The sequence below is a fragment of the Streptomyces bacillaris genome (assembly GCF_003268675.1).
Lineage (GTDB): Bacteria > Actinomycetota > Actinomycetes > Streptomycetales > Streptomycetaceae > Streptomyces > Streptomyces bacillaris.
On the sequence record NZ_CP029378.1, the window covers coordinates 2906361 to 2926463 of the forward strand.

At 73.3% G+C, this 20103-nt stretch carries 15 protein-coding genes; 4 read left to right on the forward strand and 11 right to left on the reverse strand.

Annotation, left to right across the window (positions count from 1 at the left end; translation table 11 throughout):
- Window positions 1–6: 6 nt before the first annotated feature.
- Complete coding sequence (locus tag DJ476_RS12025) at window positions 7–888, reverse strand: bifunctional methylenetetrahydrofolate dehydrogenase/methenyltetrahydrofolate cyclohydrolase (RefSeq protein ID WP_093754099.1); 882 nt, start codon at window positions 886–888, stop codon at window positions 7–9.
- Window positions 889–1140: 252 nt separating this feature from the next.
- On the opposite strand from DJ476_RS12025, the gene DJ476_RS12030 reads away from it, so the two are divergent.
- Window positions 1141–1767, forward strand: a complete 627-nt coding sequence (locus DJ476_RS12030; protein ID WP_112490491.1) for an RDD family protein — start codon at window positions 1141–1143, stop codon at window positions 1765–1767.
- A 134-nt stretch (window positions 1768–1901) separates the two neighbouring features.
- Here the strand turns inward: DJ476_RS12030 and DJ476_RS12035 are convergent, their stop codons facing one another.
- From DJ476_RS12035 to purN, 3 genes are all read right to left on the reverse strand, one after another.
- On the reverse strand, window positions 1902–3437 hold the full coding sequence (locus DJ476_RS12035) for a DUF2079 domain-containing protein (protein ID WP_070205332.1): 1536 nt from the start codon (window positions 3435–3437) through the stop codon (window positions 1902–1904).
- 210 nt (window positions 3438–3647) lie between these two features.
- Complete coding sequence (gene purH / locus DJ476_RS12040; RefSeq protein ID WP_112490492.1) at window positions 3648–5201, reverse strand: bifunctional phosphoribosylaminoimidazolecarboxamide formyltransferase/IMP cyclohydrolase; 1554 nt, start codon at window positions 5199–5201, stop codon at window positions 3648–3650.
- Window positions 5188–5844, reverse strand: a complete 657-nt coding sequence (gene purN / locus DJ476_RS12045) for a phosphoribosylglycinamide formyltransferase (RefSeq protein ID WP_028416618.1) — start codon at window positions 5842–5844, stop codon at window positions 5188–5190. The genes purH and purN overlap by 14 nt, the downstream gene beginning before the upstream one ends.
- A gap of 261 nt (window positions 5845–6105) precedes the next feature.
- Here purN and DJ476_RS12050 point away from each other — a divergent pair, with 261 nt between their 5' ends.
- Window positions 6106–6993: a hypothetical protein gene (locus tag DJ476_RS12050; protein WP_103416669.1), complete on the forward strand. Its 888-nt coding sequence runs from the start codon at window positions 6106–6108 to the stop codon at window positions 6991–6993.
- Here the strand turns inward: DJ476_RS12050 and DJ476_RS12055 are convergent.
- Window positions 6983–8779 (reverse strand): cell division protein PerM, encoded by a 1797-nt coding sequence (locus DJ476_RS12055; protein WP_112490493.1) that lies wholly within the window; start codon window positions 8777–8779, stop codon window positions 6983–6985. The genes DJ476_RS12050 and DJ476_RS12055 overlap by 11 nt on opposite strands.
- A gap of 126 nt (window positions 8780–8905) precedes the next feature.
- On the opposite strand from DJ476_RS12055, the gene DJ476_RS12060 reads away from it, so the two are divergent.
- The gene (locus tag DJ476_RS12060) at window positions 8906–10240 is read left to right on the forward strand and encodes a helix-turn-helix domain-containing protein (protein WP_112490494.1); all 1335 of its coding nucleotides are present in this window, start codon (window positions 8906–8908) and stop codon (window positions 10238–10240) included.
- Between the two features lie 104 nt (window positions 10241–10344).
- Here DJ476_RS12060 and sucD read toward each other — a convergent pair whose 3' ends face one another.
- From sucD to DJ476_RS12090, 6 genes are all read right to left on the reverse strand, one after another.
- A complete protein-coding gene (sucD, locus tag DJ476_RS12065) occupies window positions 10345–11229 on the reverse strand; it encodes a succinate--CoA ligase subunit alpha (RefSeq protein ID WP_019766612.1) in 885 nt (294 codons plus the stop codon).
- A 19-nt stretch (window positions 11230–11248) separates the two neighbouring features.
- The gene (gene sucC / locus DJ476_RS12070; RefSeq protein WP_103416672.1) at window positions 11249–12430 is read right to left on the reverse strand and encodes an ADP-forming succinate--CoA ligase subunit beta; all 1182 of its coding nucleotides are present in this window, start codon (window positions 12428–12430) and stop codon (window positions 11249–11251) included.
- 327 nt (window positions 12431–12757) lie between these two features.
- Window positions 12758–14107 (reverse strand): VWA domain-containing protein, encoded by a 1350-nt coding sequence (locus DJ476_RS12075; RefSeq protein ID WP_112490495.1) that lies wholly within the window; start codon window positions 14105–14107, stop codon window positions 12758–12760.
- Entirely contained in the window at window positions 14104–16644 is a 2541-nt protein-coding gene (locus DJ476_RS12080) for a DUF5682 family protein (RefSeq protein ID WP_318294609.1), read from the reverse strand. The genes DJ476_RS12075 and DJ476_RS12080 overlap by 4 nt, the downstream gene beginning before the upstream one ends.
- Window positions 16641–17801: an ATP-binding protein gene (locus DJ476_RS12085; protein ID WP_318294611.1), complete on the reverse strand. Its 1161-nt coding sequence runs from the start codon at window positions 17799–17801 to the stop codon at window positions 16641–16643. The genes DJ476_RS12080 and DJ476_RS12085 overlap by 4 nt, the downstream gene beginning before the upstream one ends.
- Window positions 17802–17951: 150 nt before the next feature.
- A complete protein-coding gene (locus tag DJ476_RS12090) occupies window positions 17952–18398 on the reverse strand; it encodes an MmpS family transport accessory protein (protein ID WP_070205339.1) in 447 nt (148 codons plus the stop codon).
- A gap of 152 nt (window positions 18399–18550) precedes the next feature.
- On the opposite strand from DJ476_RS12090, the gene DJ476_RS12095 reads away from it, so the two are divergent.
- Window positions 18551–19972: an SWIM zinc finger family protein gene (locus DJ476_RS12095; protein WP_112490496.1), complete on the forward strand. Its 1422-nt coding sequence runs from the start codon at window positions 18551–18553 to the stop codon at window positions 19970–19972.
- The last annotated feature ends 131 nt before the right edge of the window (window positions 19973–20103 follow it).

Consider the following 20103-nt stretch of genomic DNA (forward strand, 5'->3'; position numbering starts at 1 on the left):
CGGCCGTCAGCCCGCGGCGGCCGCGTCGGCGGCCTCGGCCGCGGTCCGCTCGGCCGCCTCGACCACGTTGACCAGGAGCTGGGCGCGGGTCATCGGACCGACCCCGCCGGGGTTCGGCGCGACCCAGGCGGCCACCTCGCGGACGCCGGGGTGCACATCGCCGACGATCTTGCCGTTCTCGTCCCGGCTGACGCCGACGTCGAGCACGGCCGCGCCCGGCTTGACGTCCTCGGGCTTGATCAGGTGCTGGACGCCCGCGGCGGCGACGATGATGTCGGCCCGGCGCAGGTGGGCGGAGAGGTCCCGGGTGCCGGTGTGGCACTGGGTCACCGTGGCGTTCTCGGTCTTACGGGTCAGCAGCAGCGGGATCGACCGGCCGATGGTGACACCGCGTCCGACGACCACCACATGCGCCCCGTTGATCTCCACGCCGTGCGCGCGCAGCAGTTGGACGACGCCCTGCGGGGTGCAGGGCAGCGGGCCGGTCTCGTTGAGGACCAGGCGGCCGAGGCTCATCGGGTGCAGCCCGTCGGCGTCCTTGGCCGGGTCCATCAGCTCCAGGACGCGGTTGGTGTCGATGCCCTTGGGCAGCGGCAGCTGGACGATGTACCCCGTGCACTCCGGGTTGGCGTTCAGCTCCCGTACGACGTCCTCGATCTCCTCCTGGGTGGCGGTGTCGGGGAGTTCGCGCTGGATCGAGCCGATGCCGACCTCGGCGCAGTCGCGGTGCTTGCCGTTCACGTACCAGCGGCTGCCCGGGTCGTCCCCGACGAGCAGGGTTCCGAGGCCGGGAGTGATCCCCTGCGCCTTGAGGGCCGCCACACGGACGGTCAGATCGGATTTGATCGCGGCAGCGGTGGCCTTGCCATCGAGAATCTGGGCAGTCATGGACCCATCCTCGCGGATGACCCCGCCCGCATACCAATTGCCTGTGCCCCGCCTGTGCCGTACCGGTGCGCCACCCGTGTCCCGGCTGTGGCCGAGATTGCACTTGCACAACGTCCGGGGCTCCGGACTGGACAAATGCGGGGCGCGCTTATAACGATGAAGCCCGCGGTTGTACGGGGGGCGGGCCGCTGAACGTCGTCCTTCCTCCGTGTGGCCACCCGTCCCCACACGTCTGTTGAAGGAACACCCCTTATGAGCTTCGGCGACCCGAACAACCCGTACGGGCAGCAGCCCGGCCAGCCTCCCCAGGGCCCGCCGCAGGGACAGCCGGGCTACGGCTACCCCCAGCAGGCTCCCCAGGGCGTTCCGCAGCAGGGTTACGGCTACCCGCAGGGCCAGCCGAGCTACCCGCAGCAGCCCGGCCAGCCCTACGGCGGGGGCTACCCCCAGCAGCCGGGGTACGGCAGCGGCATGCCGCAGCTGGCGCACTGGGGTCTGCGGGCGGGCGGCCTGATCATCGACGGGCTCGTCATCGGCCTCCCGTACGGCATCCTCGTCGGCATCGGCGGCGCCATGGGTGACGCGGCGGGCGGCGTCATCGCGCTGCTCGGCGTCCTGCTGATGATCGGTCTGGTCATCTGGCAGCTGTACCAGGAGGGCACCACCGGCCAGACGATCGGCAAGAAGGCCGTGGGCATCCGCCTGCTGCGCGAGGCCGACGGCCGCCCGCTGGGCTTCGGCATGGCCTTCGTGCGCCGCCTGGCCCACTTCCTCGACAGCATCGCCTGCTACATCGGCTGGCTGTGGCCGCTGTGGGACGAGAAGAAGCAGACGTTCGCGGACAAGGTCTGCTCCTCGGTGGTCGTCAAGGCCAACTGAAGCGCCTCCGGCACGATGTGAGGGCCGCACCCGTACGGAACGGGTGCGGCCCTCACGCGTACGGGACCGGGACCGGACCGGGACCGTACGTCCGCTGCGTACGTCCGCTCAGTCCTTGCGCTCAGTCCCTGCGCTCAGTCCTTGCGCACGCCCGGGATCTCCGCCGGCTCCGGTGTCGTCCGCTCCATCACCACGAAGCTGCCGCCCCGGTGCTTGAGCCGGTAGCGCGCCTCCGGGTGGAGCTGCTGGGCGTACGCCACCGGGTCCTGGATCGGGCGGGACCAGCCGAAGTCCAGGTTGATGGCGACGATGTCGGGCGCGGTGCCCGGGGCGCCGCCGATCCAGTAGACGGTCCGGTCCGAGGTGAGGTGGGCCATGAGCGTGATGTCCGTCTCGACCCGCGCCCCGACCGGGATGGCCTTCATCGCCGCCCGGGCCGCCTCGCTGCGGGCGTCGCCGACGGCGCTGTAGGTGTCCGGGCGCAGCAGGTCGCGCAGCGGCAGGTGCTGGGTCATCGCCACGGCGACGGCGGCGGCGACGGGGAGGGCGACCTTCGCGTACGAGGAGAGCCAGGGGCGGCCGGAGGCGCGGCTGCGGCGGACGCCGTCGGCCATCGCCAGGAAGAGGACGGGCATCAGGATCGCGCTGTAGTGCCAGACCATGCCCCAGTGGTTGCTGTCCTGGGAGAGCAGCCGCCAGCCGAGCGTGGGGATGATGAGCAGCGTCAGGGGCGAGCGCAGCGCCATGAACGCGGTGATGCCGATGAGGAAGACCAGCATCTCGATCTTGACGGCGGAGTTCAGGGCGCCGAGGACCGAGTCCAGCATCGAGACGTCCTGGTCGCCGTTCTTGTCGATCTTCTGCCAGTAGTCGTACGTCCCCGCGCTGCTGGCCGCCGGGATGAGGACGACAAGGGTGACCACGAAGGCGGCCACCCCGAACGCGGCGAGCAGCGCGCCCTGGAGGCGGCGCCCGTACACGAAGAGCAGGAAGCCGACGACGGCGACGGTCGCACCCAGGTCCTCCTTGACCAGGACCAGCGGCAGCGACCAGAGCAGGGCGGCCGTGTACCGCTTCAGGAGCAGGGCGCGGCAGACGAGGGCGAGGAGCGGGACGGCGAAGGCGATCTCGTGGAAGTCGGACTTCACCGCCTCCTGGATGCCCCAGGAGAGTCCGTACGCGACCGTGGCGCAGAGCCCGGAACGGCCGCCGAGCAGCTGCTGCGTGGTGCGGCCGACGATGACCGCGCCCAGCGCGAAGAACGCGGCCTGGGCGAAGAGCAGGGACTCGGCCGAGGGCCAGAGCCAGTAGAGCGGGGCCAGCAGCGCGACGATCGGGGAGAAGTGGTCGCCCAGGATCAGATAGCCGGGGCCCTTGATGTCGACGATCGGCGCCTGGAAGTTCGCGTACGCCCGGACCTCCTGCTCGAAGATCCCGAGGTCCCAGGAGGGCGAGCCGAAGCGGGCGTACTGGAGGTAGGAGTAGAGGAAGTAGAGCCCGCACAGGATCGCGCCCGCGATCAGATACGGCCACAGGGGCACGCGTTCGGCGGCGGGGGCCGCGGCCCGGTCCGGGGAGCCGTCGGCGGGGCGGGTGTCCGGACCGCTTCCCTGGGCGGGCAGCCGTCCCGGCTCCGTCCGGTCCGTTCCACTCTTGTTCAGCTCAAGCACGGTGACTGCTCCCGCTGGGGATTCCTGCTCTTCTTCGGCCACGGCCGCTCGACCGGACACGGCCGTTCATTAGAACAGAGCGGCGAGGTGATTCCGTACGACGGACACGGCGGACACCGGCAGACGCGGCGGGCACGGCGGGCACGGGCAGACATGGCGGAGGCCGCACCCGGGTCGTGCCGGGTGCGGCCTCCGCCGTACAGCCGCCGGTCAGTGGAAGAAGTGGCGCGTCCCGGTGAAGTACATCGTGACGCCCGCCTTCTTCGCGGCCTCGACGACCTGCTCGTCGCGGACCGAGCCGCCGGGCTGGGCGACCGCCTTGATACCGGCGGCGGTGAGGATCTCCAGGCCGTCGGGGAACGGGAAGAACGCGTCGGAGGCGGCGTACGCGCCGGCCGCCCGCTCCTCGCCCGCCCGCTCCACGGCGAGCTTCGCGGAGTCGACGCGGTTGACCTGGCCCATGCCGACGCCGACCGAGGCGCCGTCCTTGGCGAGCAGGATCGCGTTGGACTTGACCGCGCGGCACGCCTTCCAGGCGAAGGCCAGCTCCTTCAGCTCGGCCTCGGAGAGCGCGTCGCCGGTGGCGAGCGTCCAGTTGGCCGGGTCGTCGCCCTCGGCCTGGAGGCGGTCGGTGACCTGGAGGAGGGCGCCGCCGTCGATGGGCTTGACCTCGGTCACGGCGGCCGGGGCCTCGGGGGCACGGAGGACGCGGATGTTCTTCTTGCGGGCCAGCACCTCGACGGCGCCGTCCTCGTAGGCCGGGGCGACGATGACCTCGGTGAAGATCTCCGCGACCTGCTCGGCCAGCTCGACCGTCACCGGGCGGTTGACGGCGATGACCCCGCCGAACGCCGAGAGCGGGTCGCAGGCGTGGGCCTTGCGGTGCGCCTCGGCCACGTCGTCACCGATGGCGATGCCGCACGGGTTGGCGTGCTTGATGATCGCGACGCACGGCTCGGCGTGGTCGTACGCGGCCCGGCGCGCGGCGTCGGTGTCCGTGTAGTTGTTGTACGACATCTCCTTGCCGTGCAGCTGCTCGGCCTCGGCCAGTCCGCCGGTGCCCGAGGTGTAGAGGGCGGCGGGCTGGTGCGGGTTCTCGCCGTAGCGCAGGACGTTCTTCCGGGTGAGGGCGTCGCCCAGGAACTCCGGGAGGCCCGAGTCGTCGGCGGGCGCGTAGCCGTCCACGAACCAGGAGGCGACGGCCACGTCGTACGCGGCGGTGTGCTGGAACGCCTCGGCGGCCAGGCGCTTGCGGGCGGTGAGGTCGAAGCCGCCCGCCTGCACCGCCGCGAGGACGTCCGCGTACCGGTCGGGGCTGGTGACGACGGCCACCGACGGGTGGTTCTTGGCGGCGGCGCGGACCATGGAGGGGCCGCCGATGTCGATCTGCTCGACGCACTCGTCGTCGGAGGCGCCCGAGGCGACGGTCTCCTTGAACGGGTAGAGGTTCACGACCACCAGGTCGAACGGCTCGACGCCCAGCTCGGCCAGCTGCTCGCGGTGGGCGTCCAGGCGCAGGTCGGCGAGGATGCCGGCGTGGACGCGGGGGTGCAGCGTCTTGACCCGGCCGTCCAGGCACTCGGGGAAGCCGGTCAGCTCCTCGACCTTGGTGACGGGGACCCCGGCGGCGGCGATCCTCCCGGCGGTGGAGCCGGTGGAGACGAGTTCGACGCCCGCCTCGTGCAGACCGCGGGCGAGGTCTTCGAGCCCCGTCTTGTCGTAGACACTGACCAGGGCGCGGCGGATGGGCTTATTCACCGACATGACCGAGATGAACCTTTCGTCCCTCAATGCGATGGCCGTCACGGGCGATCCGCCCCACGGCCTCGACGAGCAGCGAGCGCTCGACTTCCTTGATGCGTTCGTGGAGGGCGGCTTCGCCCTCCGGGGTGTCCTCCTCGGTCACCTCGACCACGCCCTGCGCGATGATCGGACCGGTGTCGACACCGTCGTCGACGAAGTGGACGGTGCAGCCCGTGACCTTGACGCCGTACGCGAGCGCGTCACGCACTCCGTGGGCGCCGGGGAAGCTGGGCAGCAGGGCGGGGTGGGTGTTGACGGTCCGGCCGCCGAAGGCGGCGAGGAACGCCGGGCCCACGATCTTCATGAAACCCGCGGAGACGACGAGGTCGGGGCGGTGTTCGGCCACGGCCGCGGTGAGCGCCGCGTCCCACTCGGCGCGCGTCGCGTGGTCCTTGAGCCGGCACACGAAGGTGGGGATTCCGGCCCGCTCGGCCCGCTCCGCCCCGCCGGTCCCGTCCCGGTCGGCGCCGACGGCGACGATCCGCGCCCCGTACGCCGCCGGGTCGTCGCCGATGGCGTCGAGCAGGGCCTGAAGGTTCGTACCGGATCCGGAGACCAGCACGACCAGCCGGGCGGGGGCGGCGGAGGGGGGCGGGGAGGCCACGTCGGGGCCCTTTCTCGCGTGGTGGAGGCGCGGTGACGCAGGTGCGGGATGCTCTTTGTAGGGTCGTACGAAAGAATCGCTTCGCCCGATACGGGGAACCCTACGAACGGGCCGACCGTCAGCAACGATACCGGCACACCGGGCGGCCCCCACGGGACGGGGCCGGGCCGGAAGGTAGCGTCTGGGGACAGCGAGCCGTCCGCCGGGCGGACGAACCGCCCTCCGGGGCGGACATGACGAGATGGGGAAGACGTTCACCACATGCCGGACCGACGCCGTCGCACCGCCTTCCGCCTTCCGTTGCCCGCGCGGGCCGCTGCTCTGCTGACGCGGGAGCGCCAGTCCTCCTCGCCGGACTCCCCCGGCACCTCTGGTTCCTCCGGCACCTCCGGTTCCTCGTCGCCGGAGACCCCTGCCAAGCCGACCGACGACAATCCGTTCGCCCCGCCGCCGCCCGGCCGCCCGGACCAGCCGTGGCAGCCGCGCCACCCCTCCGGGTCGGACGGGAACGGCAAGGGTGACGGCGAGGACGAGGGCTCCGGCAACGGCCGGCCGTCCTGGGGAAGCCAGTGGAGCAGCAGACAGCCCGGCCGGGGCGGCGGCGGCTTCGGCGGGCGCTCCGGTGCCAACGGCCCGGGCGGCAAGGGCGGCCCCGACGGCGCCCCCGGCGGGATGCGCTGGGACCCCACCGACCCCGTGCAGCGGCGCGCCCGCTACGCGCTGCTCGGCGGTATCTGGGCCATCTTCTTCGCCCTCTTCGACTTCCCGGAGATCGCGCTGCTGCTGGGCGCGCTCTCCGTGTACTGGTCCATCAGCTCGCTGCGGGCCGCGCCCAAGAAGCCGTCCGCGCCGGACCGTACGGTGGTCGGCGGCACCGCGGCCCCGACCCCGGCCCCTGGCGACGGGGTCGCCCCGGCGGCGGCCGCCCCGGACCGGACCGGCGATCGCCGCCCGCAGACCACGGCGGCGATCAGCGGCCTGGTGACCGCGCTGCTGGCGCTGATCATCGTGATCACGACGTTCACCGTGCAGCTCGTCTACCGCGACTACTACACCTGCGTGAACGACGCCCTGACCAAGACCGGCGCGCTGTCCTGCAACGAGCAGCTGCCGAAGCCGCTGGAACCGCTCTTCGGCGTCAAGGAGTAGCACCCGGGGCGCCTGGACCGCCTTGGGCGCCCCGAGTGCTCCGGCCGTCGGTGTCGGCGGGGGCCGCTGACGGTTCGTCGGAGCGCAGGGCGGCCGGGATGTGCGCGGGGAAGTCGGCCATCAGGCCGCCGGAGCCCTGCTTGAGGGAGGCCCATCGGGCCTCCCTCCCGTCTTTCCCGTGCCAGTCGTTCCCGTGCAGGTCCTTCCCGTGCCAGTCCTTCCCGTGCTCGTGCCAGGGGTCGGTCGGCAGGAAGTCGTACGGTTCGAAGCCCGCGTCGTCCTCATCGTCCATGGCGTCCTCCTCCGGCGCGGCGGCAGGCCCGGACGTGGCCGGGGCGGGCGGGGTGGCCGCCGGAGCGGACGCCGGGGTCGCCGAGGCGGCAGTGCGCTTCGGCTCGACGGGGTCGGCCTTCTTCCCCCGCCTCCCCTTCTTCTTCCCGGCCTCTTCCTTCCTCCCGGCGTCTTCGGTCTTCTTCCCGTCCTTCTTCCCGTCGTCTTCCGGTACGTCCCTGCGCCAGGCCCAGCCCGGTTCGCGCAGCCGCCACACGCGTACGAGCAGAGCCGCCGGTACGCCGACGATCGCCGTCCACGCCAGTGCAGCGGGCCCCGCCAGCCACCCCACGGGCCCGAACGCGCCGAGCGCCCCCGTCCCCAGCGGGCCGCCCGCAGCCGACGTGAGCAGCGCCATGAGGGCTCCGCACCCCAGCGCGGCGAGGCCGGTGGTGAGCGCCGTCTCGCGCGGGCTCCAGGCCCGGGCGCGCGGGCCATCGGCGGGAGCCGCCCGGCGCAGGACGCACCAGGCGACCGCGAGCGCGGCCACGAGCGGCACCGCGCAGGCCGCCCAGTTCAGCGGGGTGGCCGGACCCGGAGCCGGGACCGCCGCCAGCAGCGGGAAGTCCGGCACGGCCGGGGTCCCGGACAGACCGAGCGGGGTGGCTGTGGCCCCCGTACCGAGCGCGAAACCGGGGCCGAGTCCGTACGCGGCGCCCCACAGCGCGGCGTTCGGCACCAGCGCCACGGCGAGCAGCAGCACCGCCGTCCGCCCCGACCAGTCGCCCGAGAGCACCAGGAAGGATTCCTGGGCCGCCGCCGCGTTCCGCCCCAGGGCCACCGCCACCACGAGCGCGCCGCCGCCGAGCAGTACCGCCGCCCCCGTCGCCGCCGCCCGGCACGCGGTCGCGGCCCGGTCGCGGAAGAGGGTCCGCGCCATGGCCTCCTGGAGCACCAGGGGCGCCCAGGACGGCAGCGGTCCGAACGGGCGCCCCGCCGCCGTCCACACCCCGGCCGCCGCCGCACCGGCCACGACCAGCGCCACCGGGAACGCCAGCGTCTCCGGCACCACCCGCAGCGGCCCGCCCCGCGCATAGGCCGCGGCCCCCGCCACGACCAGCAGATATCCGGCGGTCACCGCGCAGAACACCCCGGCCTGCGAGGGCCTGCGCCCGCCCTCGTCCGGCTCCGCGGCGTCGCGCGCCGCCCGGTGCGCCAGCCAGACGGGGCCCGCCACGAGGAGCAGCGGGACCACCCCGACCGGGGCCGGTACGCCGCTGAGGGTGTCGGGCCTGAGGAGTTCGGCGCCGTGCGCGAGCAGCCAGATCCCGGCCGCCGTACGCAGCGCGCCACCGGGCCCGCTGTCCGGGTACGGGGAGCTGATCCAGAGGACCGTCACCAGCACGGCCAGCGAAGCGAGCCCCAGCCCGGCGGCGACCGCACCCCGCAGCAGGGCGGAGGCCAGAATGAGGGTCCGGGTCCGTTCGGGCGGCAACATCGGGCTGCGTTCGGTCATTTGGGTCACGGCGCCCATGCTCCCAACGACACGCGCTTATGTCGCGTAACGCGCGAACAGCCATCGTGTCGCTCAATATACGTTTATGTACTTTTTCTCCCAGTGCAGCGCTGCCGGGGGTCGTCCATGACCCGGAGCACCACCGACGAGGCCGCCGCACCGCCGCTGCCCTCCCCCAAGGAGCGCCGCAGACTGCGTGAGTCGAAGTCGCTGAGCGAGGAGCAGGTGGCGGAGGCCGTGGGCGTCACGCGCGCCACCGTGCGCTCCTGGGAGACGGGGCGCACGAGCCCGCGCGGCCGCAAGCGCACGCTGTACGCCAAGCTCCTCGCACCGGACCCGACACCGGCTTCGGCTTCGGCTTCGCCACCTGAGCCGAAGCCGCGACCGACTCGGGCATCGGCCCCGGCCACCACCCCCCAAGCGCCCGCACCGGAAACGGCCCCCTCCCTGGCAGCGCCCGCGCCGGATCCCGTCCCGGCGCCTACCACCCCCGCCGCCCCGGCGACCTCACCCGCACAATCCGCACCACCCGCCCCGGCGGCCCCTCCCCCACCCTCCGAACCGGCGCCCAAGCCCAAGCCCGGAACAGAGGGCAAGGCAGGGGCCGAGTCCGGCGCCGGGGCCGTGCCCGAGGCCCCCCGGCTCTCCCCCGAAGAGGCGTTCGACGCGCTGTACGCCCACGCCGCCCCCGGTCTCGTACGGCAGACCTATCTCCTCACCGGCCGCCGCCGGCTGGCCCGGGAGTCCGTCGAGCGGGCCTTCCAACTGGCCTGGCACCGCTGGCCCGAGGTGGCCGTGGACCGGGACCCGGCGGGCTGGGTGCGCGCGGCGGCGTACGAGTACGCGATGTCCCCCTGGCACCGGCTGCGCCGCGCTCACCGGCACCCGGACGCCCCGCCCACCGAACCGGCCAGGCGGGCCCTCTTCGAGGCGCTCCTCGACCTGCCCCCGGCCTACCGGCGCACCCTGCTCCTCTACGACGGGGTCGGCCTGGACCTGCCGGAGACCGCCGCCGAGACGGAGGCGTCCACCCCGGCGGCGGCGGGCCGGCTGGAGGTGGCGCGGGCCGCCCTCGCCGAGCGGCTGCCCGAGCTGGCCGCCGCCGGCTCACCCGCCGAACAGTCCGAGCTGCTCCACGACCGGCTCGGCGGACTCGTCCGCGCCGAACACGTCCCGGCCCCGGCGCCCGCCCGGAAGGTCCGCACCGGCAGCGAGGACAAGGCGCGGCTGTGGACCCGGGCCGCCATCGCCTTCGCCGCCCTGCTCATCGGTGCGACCGCGCTCACCCTGCACACGGCGCCCACGCACTACGAGCCGCCGATCGCGCCCCCCGAACGGGTCGGGGGCGTACCGCCGCGCGGTGGCCCGCAGAAGCTGACCGCGCAGGACCTGAAGCTCCAGAAGTCGCTGAACGAGCAGCTGGCGCACGGCCCGGAACGGCTGGTGCCGGAACTCCGCTGAGACCGGCGGCCGACCGCGTACGCGAACGGCGCGGGCCCGCACCCCCTCTTCGGATCAGGGGGTGCGGGCCCGCGCCGTGGAGCGTGTGCCCCGGGCTGCCTGCGTCAGGCGCCGAGGATCTCGCGCGCCAGCTTGGCGGTCTCGGTCGGCGTCTTGCCGACCTTCACGCCGGCGGCCTCGAGGGCCTCCTTCTTCGCCTGGGCGGTGCCGGAGGAGCCGGAGACGATGGCGCCCGCGTGGCCCATGGTCTTGCCCTCGGGGGCGGTGAAGCCCGCGACGTAACCGACGACCGGCTTGGTGACGTTCTTCGCGATGAAGTCGGCGGCACGCTCCTCGGCGTCGCCGCCGATCTCGCCGATCATCACGATGAGGTCGGTGTCGGGGTCGGCCTCGAACGCCGCGAGGGCGTCGATGTGCGTCGTACCGATGACCGGGTCGCCACCGATGCCGACGGCGGAGGAGAAGCCGATGTCACGCAGCTCGTACATCATCTGGTAGGTCAGCGTGCCGGACTTGGACACGAGACCGATGCGGCCGGGCTTGGTGATGTCGCCCGGGATGATGCCGGCGTTGGACTGGCCCGGAGTGATGAGACCGGGGCAGTTCGGGCCGATGATCCGGGTCTTGTTGCCCTTCTCGTTCGCGTACGCCCAGAAGGCGGCGGAGTCGTGAACGGCGATGCCCTCGGTGATGACGACCGCGAGCGGGATCTCGGCGTCGATCGCCTCGACGACGGCGGCCTTGGAGAAGGCCGGCGGGACGAAGAGGACGGAGACGTTGGCGCCCGTCTTCTCCATCGCTTCCTTGACGGAGCCGAAGACCGGGACCTCGGTGCCGTCGAAGTCGACGGACGTACCGGCCTTGCGCGGGTTGACGCCACCGACGATGTTGGTGCCGTCACCGAGCATGAGCTTGGTGTGCTTCATGCCCGTGGCGCCGGTCATCCCCTGGACGATGACCTTGCTGTCCTTGGTGAGGAAGATAGCCATGGTGTGGAGTCCCTCGTCCTTACTTCGCAGCCGCGGCGAGCTCGGCGGCCTTGTCGGCCGCGCCGTCCATGGTGTCCACGCGCTGCACGAGCGGGTGGTTGGCGTCGGAGAGGATCTTGCGACCCAGCTCCGCGTTGTTGCCGTCGAGACGCACGACCAGCGGCTTCTCGACCTTCTCGCCCTTGGACTCCAGGAGCGCGAGCGCCTGCACGATGCCGTTGGCGACCTCGTCGCAGGCGGTGATGCCACCGAAGACGTTGACGAAGACGGACTTGACGTCCGAGTCGCCGAGGATGATCTCCAGGCCGTTCGCCATGACCTCGGCGGAGGCGCCGCCACCGATGTCGAGGAAGTTGGCGGGCTTCACGTTGCCGTGCTTCTCACCGGCGTACGCGACGACGTCCAGGGTCGACATGACCAGACCGGCACCGTTACCGATGATGCCGACCTCGCCCTCGAGCTTGACGTAGTTGAGGTTCTTGGCCTTGGCCGCAGCCTCGAGCGGGTCGGCTGCGTCCTTGTCCTCCAGAGCCTCGTGCTCCGGCTGGCGGAAGTCGGCGTTCTCGTCGAGCGAGACCTTGCCGTCCAGCGCCAGGATGCGGCCGTCCTTGGTCTTCACCAGCGGGTTGACCTCGACGAGGAGCGCGTCCTCGGCGACGAAGGTGTCCCACAGCGTCACCAGGACCTCGGCGACCTTCTCGGCCACCTCGGCCGGGAAGTTCGCCTGGGCCACGATCTCGCGGGCCTTGACGATGTCCACACCGGAGTTGGAGTCGACCGGGACCTTCGCGAGGGCCTCGGGGGTCTTCTCCGCGACCTCCTCGATGTCCATGCCGCCCTGCACCGAGGCCATGGCCAGGAAGGTGCGGTTGGTGCGGTCCAGGAGGTACGAGACGTAGTACTCCGCCTCGATCTCCGGGGACAGCTCGGCGATCATCACCTTGTGGACCGTGTGGCCCTTGATGTCCATGCCGAGGATGTCGGTCGCCCGGGCGACCGCCTCGTCGGCGTCGCCGGCCAGCTTGACGCCACCGGCCTTGCCGCGGCCGCCGACCTTCACCTGCGCCTTGACGACAGACTTGCCGCCCAGCTTCTCGGTCGCCTCGCGGGCCGCCTCAGGCGTGTCGATGACTTCACCGGCCAGCACCGGTACACCGTGCTTGGCGAAGAGGTCCCTCGCCTGGTACTCGAACAGGTCCACGCGCGTCCGTCCCTTTTCAGTGGTATCGCGGTTCGTTCTTCTGCGTGGGCGTGCCGCGAAGGGCATCGTGACTGCTCTGTCACCAGGAAGGCGCACACGGTGTCCGAGCACGCGGCATGTCCACCCGGCAGGTTATCCCCGCGCTCGGTGTGACCCTAAATCGCAGATCACACCTGAGCGGTGATAACGGTCACAGACGGTGCCGGACGGGTGGCTCGGGACGGGACCCGACAAGATCGTCTCCGGTCTCCGGGCCTCTCCGCGGCAGGGTCTCCACCTCCGCAACCGGGTCGCCCTGTTCCTACGGCCGGGTCTCCCTGTCGGTCACTACGGCTGGGCCTCCCTGTCCGGTATGGGCAGGGGCCGCTTCTCGATCGCGGCGGCCATGATGTCCGGGAAGAGGTCCGGCGTACAGGCGAACGCGGGCGCGCCCAGCACGCCGAGCGCCGCCGCGTGCTCGTGGTCGTAGGCGGGGGCGCCCTCGTCGGAGAGGGCCAGCAGGGTCACGAACTGCACCCCGGACGCCTTCATCGCCGCCACCCGCTTCAGCATCTCGTCGCGGATGCCGCCCTCGTAGAGATCGCTGATGAGGACGACCACGGTGTCGGCGGGCCGGGAGATCTTCGACTGGCAGTAGGCGAGCGCCCGGTTGATGTCGGTGCCGCCGCCGAGCTGGGTGCCGAAGAGGACGTCGACCGGGTCGTCGAGCTGGTCGGTGAGGTCGACGACGGCCGTGTCGAAGACGACGAGACGGGTGGCGAGGGTGCGCATGGAGGCGAGCACCGCGCCGAAGACCGAGGCGTAGACGACGGAGGCGGCCATCGAGCCGGACTGGTCGATGCAGAGGATGACGTCCTTCTTCACCGACTGCGAGGCGCGGCCGTAGCCGATGAGGCGCTCGGGGACGACCGTGCCGGTGTCCGGCTCGCCGTCCGCGCCGGGGAGGGTGAGGTAGTTCTTCAGGTTGGCGCGGATGGTGCGGTCCCAGTCGATGTCCCGGTGGCGCGGGCGGCTGATCCGCGCGGAGCGGTCCAGGGCGCCGGTGAGCGTGGCCCTGGTGCGGCTCTCCAGCTGCTTCTCCAGGTCCTCGACGACCTTGCGGACGACGGCGCGCGCGGTCTCCTTGGTCGTCTCGGGCATGGCCTTGTTGAGGGAGAGCAGGGTGCCGACGAGATGGACGTCCGCCTCGACGGCCTCCAGCATCTCCGGCTCCAGGAGCAGCGCGGAGAGGCCGAGGCGGTCGATCGCGTCGCGCTGCATGACCTGGACGACGGAGCTGGGGAAGTACGTCCGGATGTCGCCGAGCCAGCGGGCGACGGAGGGGGCCGACGCGCCGAGCCCGGCCGACCGCCCGCCGCCGCCCCGGCTGCCGGGCTTCTTCCCGCCCCCGCCGTAGAGCGCTTCGAGCGCGCCGTCCATCGCGACGTCCTGGCCGGTGAGGGTGCAGCCGGTGGCCTCGGCGCTGTCCGCGCCGAGCACCATGCGCCAGCGCCGCATCCGCTCGCCGTCGGGGGCGGGAGTGGTGGCGTGCTGTGCGGATGGTGGGCATGGTGCGGTCGGTGCTGTCGCTGTGTCCGACGCCGTGTCCATGGTGTCCCCCGTGCGGGTGTCGTCCTGTGCGGTGGCGGCGGTGGTCGTCGTGGGGCTGTCCGTGGTGGGACTGTCCGTCGTGGTCATGCGCTCGCCTCCGACGGGGCGGCGGCCCCGGCCAGGAGCAGGTGCAGTACCGGCTCCACGGCGTCGGCGCGGTCCGTGTCCAGGCCGGGTCCGAAGCCCGGGCAGCCGTGGTCCGTGCCGTCGCTCCCGGCGTGCTCGGGGGCGGGGCCGCGCCGGGCCAGCTCCCCGAGGGTGCGGCGTACGCCCGGCTCGAAGGCGGAGAACGTACGGCGCAGGAGCGGCAGTACGTCGGTGAAGGTGTCGGCGGGGACGCCGGTGAGCCAGGTGTCGACCAGGGCGAGCAGCCGCTCGTCGTGGACCAGGAGCATGCCACCGCCGGAGGCCCCGCCGACGAACCCCTCGATCCAGGCGGCCGCGTCGGTGGGCGGGGTGCCGGGCGAGAGGGCCAGGCCCATGAGCCGGGCCGCCTCGTCCTCGGTGAGCCCTCCGTCGTCGAGCAGCAGCCGGGTGACCCGGCCCCGGATGAGCCCGGCGACCGTGTCACGGCCGGCGAGCTTGCGCAGGACGGCGCTCCAGCGGTCGCGGAGGCCGTCGGCGGGGGTGGCTTCGGGGGACGTGGCTCCGGTTGGAGTGGCTTCGGCGGGCGTGGCGGGGCCGGCTCCGGCGGGCGTGGCTTCGGCGGACGTGCCGTCGGCCTCGGTGGACGCGGCGGTATCCGCTTCGGCGGGCCCGGCGCCCGCGGCGAGCAGCCCGATCGCGCTGTGCACCCCGTCGATCTGGCGGCGCAGCGCCTCGGCCCCGTCCGCGTCAAGGCCGGTGCAGGCCGGGGGCAGGCCGACGCAGATCCGCTCGGCCAGTCCGGCGGCGACCTCGGAGAGCGCGGCGGTGTCGGTGGCGCGCACGTCCCCGTAGCGCAGGGAGCGGGCGAGGGCCGGGAGGGCGTCCGCGAGGTGGCCCACGTCCGCGTCGAGCGCGGCGCGGTCCGCGAGGGCCTTCATCACGACGGGCAGCGCATCGGCCAGCCCGGCCAGGAGGCAGTGCTCGGCGAGGGCGGTGACCTCGGAGAGCGCGGTCGCCGCAAGGGCCTGGGACTCGGCCTTGGCCGTGGCGGCGGACTCCACGGTGGTGCCCCACACCCCGGCCTCCGCGACCCGGACGTGCAGCTCGGGCTCCCAGCGCAGCCGCCAGCTCTCCCGGAAGGTGCCGGTGCTGCGGCTCCGGCCCTCGGCCGGTTCGCCCCAGCCGATGCCGAGGAGGCGCAGCCGGTACAGCAGGCGACTGCGGGCGGCGTCGGTCTCCTTGCGCAGGTCGAGGTCGATCTGCCGCTCCAGGGCCTCCGGCTTGAGCCGCAGGGTGCGTTGGGTGCGGGTGAGATCGCGCTGGAGCGGGACGGCGGGGGCGCTGTCGGGCACCTCACCGAGGGTCTCCCCGACGACCAGGCGGTCCTGGATGAGCGCGAGCGGTACGTCGGAGCCCTCGCACATCACGGCCCGTACCGCGTCGGTGGTCTCGCCCAGCCCGGCCACCGGGCGGCCCCGCATCGCGGCGAGCGTCTCCGCGAGCCGGACGGCCTCGATGACATGGGCGGTGGAGACGGACCGGTCCTCCTCGCGCAGGAGTCCGGCGACCTTGGTCATCCAGCGCTCGATGGGCCGGTCGGCGGCGGCGAAGAGGTGCCCGTACCAGCCGGGCGAGTCGATCCCGGCACCGTAACCGCTGTGCCGGGCGAGGCGGCGGTGGGTCCAGGGCACCCACGTCATCTCGGTCTTGACCTTGGGGAGCCCCTTGAGGAGGGCCCGGTCGGCGGCAAGGGTGGTGCGGGTGGCGAGCGCGGGGACGTGCCAGGCGCCGCAGACGACGGCGACCCCGTCCCCGAACTCCTTGCGCGCGGTGCGCAGTTGGATCCGCATGTACGCCTCGCGCACGGCGTCCCGGGGGTGCCCGCCGTCCCCGTACGCCTCGCGCAGCGCCGTCATGGCCTCCGCGAGCGCGGCGAAGGGGGCGAGCGCGTCGGCGGCCGTACGGGGGGTGGCGGCGGGTGAGCGGTGCTCGACGACGTCCTCCCACCAGCGCTCGGGGTCGTCGTATCCGGCGGTCTCCGCGAGCACGCGGATCGGGTCGACGGCAGGGGTGACCGCTTCGTCGGCCGGGACCTCGGGAGCGGGTGCGGCCCCCTCGCCTTGGGGCTCCTTCAGGGCCAGGGAGTGGGTGGCCGGGAGGTCGATGAAGCGGACCGGGACACCGTGGGCGAGGGCCCAGCGGATGGCCACCCACTCCGGCGAGAACTCGGCCAGCGGCCAGAAGGCGGCCCGCCCGGGGTCGTCCAGGGCGTGGGCGAGCAGGGCGACGGGCGGCCGCATCTGCGGGTCGGCGGCGAGCGGCAGCAGCGCGTCCCCCTCGGGCGGCCCCTCGATGAGGACGGCGGCCGGCCGGGCGGCGTCGAGCGCGGCCCGGACCGCCCGCGCCGAGCCGGGACCGTGGTGCCGCACACCCAGCAGCAGGGGGGCGGCGAGGACGGGTATGGCGGTAGCGGGGACAGGCGTCTCGGCCACGGGCGTCTCAGCCACCGGCGCCTCGGATACGGTGCGGTCGCTCATACGGAGACCTCGCGGCAGGCGCGGTAGAAGTCCTTCCAGCCGTCCCGCTCGCGCACCACGGTCTCCAGGTACTCCTGCCAGACCACGCGGTCCGCGGCCGGGTCCCGGACGACCGCGCCGAGGATGCCCGCCGCGACGTCGCCGGGGCGCAGGACGCCGTCGCCGAAGTGGGCGGCGAGGGCGAGGCCGTTGGTGACGACGGAGATCGCCTCGGCCGTGGAGAGCGTGCCCGAGGGGGACTTGAGCTTGGTGCGCCCGTCGGTGGTGACCCCGTCGCGCAGCTCGCGGAAGACCGTCACCACGCGCCGGATCTCGGAGAGCCCCTCCGGCGCGGCGGGCAGGTCCAGCGAGCGGCCGATCTGGTCGACGCGCCGGGAGACGATGTCGACCTCGGCATCGGGCGTGGCGGGCAGCGGCAGGACGACGGTGTTGAACCGGCGGCGGAGCGCGCTGGACAGTTCGTTGACGCCCCGGTCGCGGTCGTTGGCCGTGGCGATGAGGTTGAACCCGCGGACGGCCTGGACCTCCTGCCCCAGCTCGGGGACGGGCAGGGTCTTCTCGGACAGGATCGTGATGAGCGAGTCCTGCACATCGGCGGGGATGCGGGTCAGCTCCTCGACCCGGGCGGTCATCCCCTCGGACATGGCCCGCATCAGCGGGCTGGGCACCAGCGCGTCGCGGCTGGGGCCGTGGGCGAGCAGCTGGGCGTAGTTCCAGCCGTAGCGGACGGCCTCCTCGGGGGTGCCCGCGGTGCCCTGCACGAGCAGGGTGGAGTCGCCGCTGACGGCGGCGGCGAGGTGCTCGGACACCCAGGTCTTGGCGGTGCCGGGGACGCCGAGCAGGAGCAGCGCGCGGTCGGTGGCGAGGGTGGTGACGGCCACCTCGACGATCCGGCGCGGGCCGACGTACTTCGGTGTGATCACCGTGCCGTCGGGCAGGGTCCCGCCCTGGAGATAGGTGGCGACGGCCCAGGGCGAGAGACGCCAACGGGCGGGCCGGGGGCGGTCGTCGGCGGCGGCGAGCGCCTTCAGCTCATCGGCGAACGCGTCCTCGGCGTGCGGCCGCAGGACCTCGGCGCCGGACGCCTTTGCGGGTGTCTCACCGGGCGTCTCACCGGCTGCGGTGGTGGTCGTGGCGGTGGTTTCGGGCACGGTCATGGATCCCCCTCCAGATCGTCGACAGTTCGGTCGACCTGATGTGGTTCCCACCGTGCACCACGCCACTGACAACGGCCCTCGCACCGGGATCCGCATGGGCTCTGACCTGCGATCAGAGCCCATGCTGCCGCCGCGGCGGAGTGGTCCGGATCAGCCGACGACCGGCGAGACGGCGACGCAGCCGCCCGCGGTGAGCATGCCCTCGCCCTTCGCCTCCTTGATCACCTCGCCCTTGTACGTGATGGTGCAGGCGACGTCCGTACCGTCGGCCTCCACCGCCATGGGCATGACGGCGGGCGGCATGATGCCGCGCAGCGTCACGGTCTTCTTCCACGGCAGGGTGGGCGAGGAGACGGTCTCCAGCTTCGGGTTCATGGCGTCCCCGCCGCCCCCGTGGAAGGTGATCTCGTCGACGCTCTTGCCGGTCACCTCGTACGTGACCTCGTACGTCTCGTCCACGGTCTTGTCGACCGCCTTGCCGACCGCCTCGTCCACCGAATCGGCCGAACAGGCACCGAGGGCGAGGACGAGGCCGGTGGCGGCGAGGGCGCCGGCAGCCGCGCGCAGACGGCCGCCGGTGCGGTGGGTGTGCTTCATGTGGGACCCCCCTGGATCGTTCCGCGACCGGATCTCTTCCACGCGCGGAGGTCGCAGGAAAACGCAAAGGGCGGGCAAAGTCAAACGTGCTGACGGGCGCCGAACGCGCAGGTCAGGGGGGACTGTCAGTGGTGGCCCCTACCGTCGTTCCCATGCTGCTATCTCACGGGGGAGAACCCTCGCCCGCCACGGAACCGGTGGCGCGCTGGACGGTGGAGCAGGTGCTGTCCCTGGCTCCTGACGACGCATCACGCAAGGCGGGGAACAAGCTGGCCTCGGCCGGACACTGGTCGGGGACGGGACACGACGCGTCGGGGGCGGTGTGGGGACTGTGCAAGGGGAGCGGGAGCAAGCCGTATCAGACGGTGGTCGACACCACGGGCCCCGCGTACAAGTGCAGTTGCCCGAGCCGCAAGTTCCCGTGCAAGCACGCGCTGGGGCTGCTGCTGCTCCGGGCCTCCGGCGACGGTCAGGTCCAGCAGGGTGAGCCGGCCGACTGGGCCTCACAGTGGCTGGAGGGCCGCCGGGGCCGGGCGGAGGCCAAGCAGGCCAGGCAGGCGGCCGCCGCGAGCGGGGAGTCCGCGCCGGGCCCGGCCGACACCGCCGCCGCCCGGAAGCGGGCCGAGCGCCGGGCCGAGCGCGCCGCCTCGGGGGCGCTGGAGCTGGAGCAGCGTCTGACCGACCTGCTGCGCGGCGGGCTCGCCACGGCCGACCGCGCGGGCTACACGCTGTGGGAGGAGACCGCCGCCCGCATGGTCGACGCCCAGGCACCCGGACTGGCGGGCCGGGTGCGGGAGTTGGGGGCCATACCGGGATCGGGGCCGGGCTGGCCGGTGCGGCTGCTGGAGGAGTGCAGCCTGCTCCATCTGCTGGACACCGCCTGGCTGGGCCGGGAGCGGCTCCCGGAGCCGCTGGCCGCCACGGTGCGTACGAGGGTGGGGCTGCCCGTGTCCGCCGAGGGCCCGCCGGTCCGCGACCACTGGCTGGTCCTCGCGCAGTACGACACGGCGGACGGCCGGCTCACCACCCGCCGGATCTGGCTGTACGGGAGGGAGTCGGGCCGTACGGCCCTGCTGCTCTCCTTCGGTGCGGCCGGCCGGGCCCCTGAGCTGGCGCTGCCGGTGGGCGTCACGGTCGACGCCGAGCTGACGCCGTACCCGGGTGGCGGTCTCCGGGCCGACCTGGGCCGCCGGTTCGCCACGCCGGTCCCGGTGCCGGCCACCCCGCCGCCGGGCGGCCCCGCCGAGGCCGCCCTCGCCGCGTACGGGGAGGCGCTGCGGGGCGACCCGTGGCTCGACGGCTGGCCGGTCACCCTGCGGGACGTCATACCCGTGCCGTCCGGGGGCGGCTGGCAACTGGCCGACGCCGAGGGCACGGACGCGCTCCCGCTGGCCCCGGCGGCGCTCTCCCGCCAGGGCCTGTGGAAGCTCGTCGCCCTCTCCGGCGGCGCCCCGGTCACGGTCTTCGGAGAGCTGGGCCACCGCGGCTTCGACCCGTTCACGGCCTGGGACACGGGGGCGGGACGCGGGGGCGGACCGGGGGAGGCCGGAGGCGGAACCGTACGGCTCATCTGACGGGGGGAGCGAGGTCCGGGGCTGGGCCCGAGGCCGGGCCCAGGGTCCAGGGAGAGGCGTGGCACGCCACCGACGACGGCCCCGTCCCCGGCGCCCCTGGGCGCTTCCTACCGCCTCCTGGCACCTCGTCA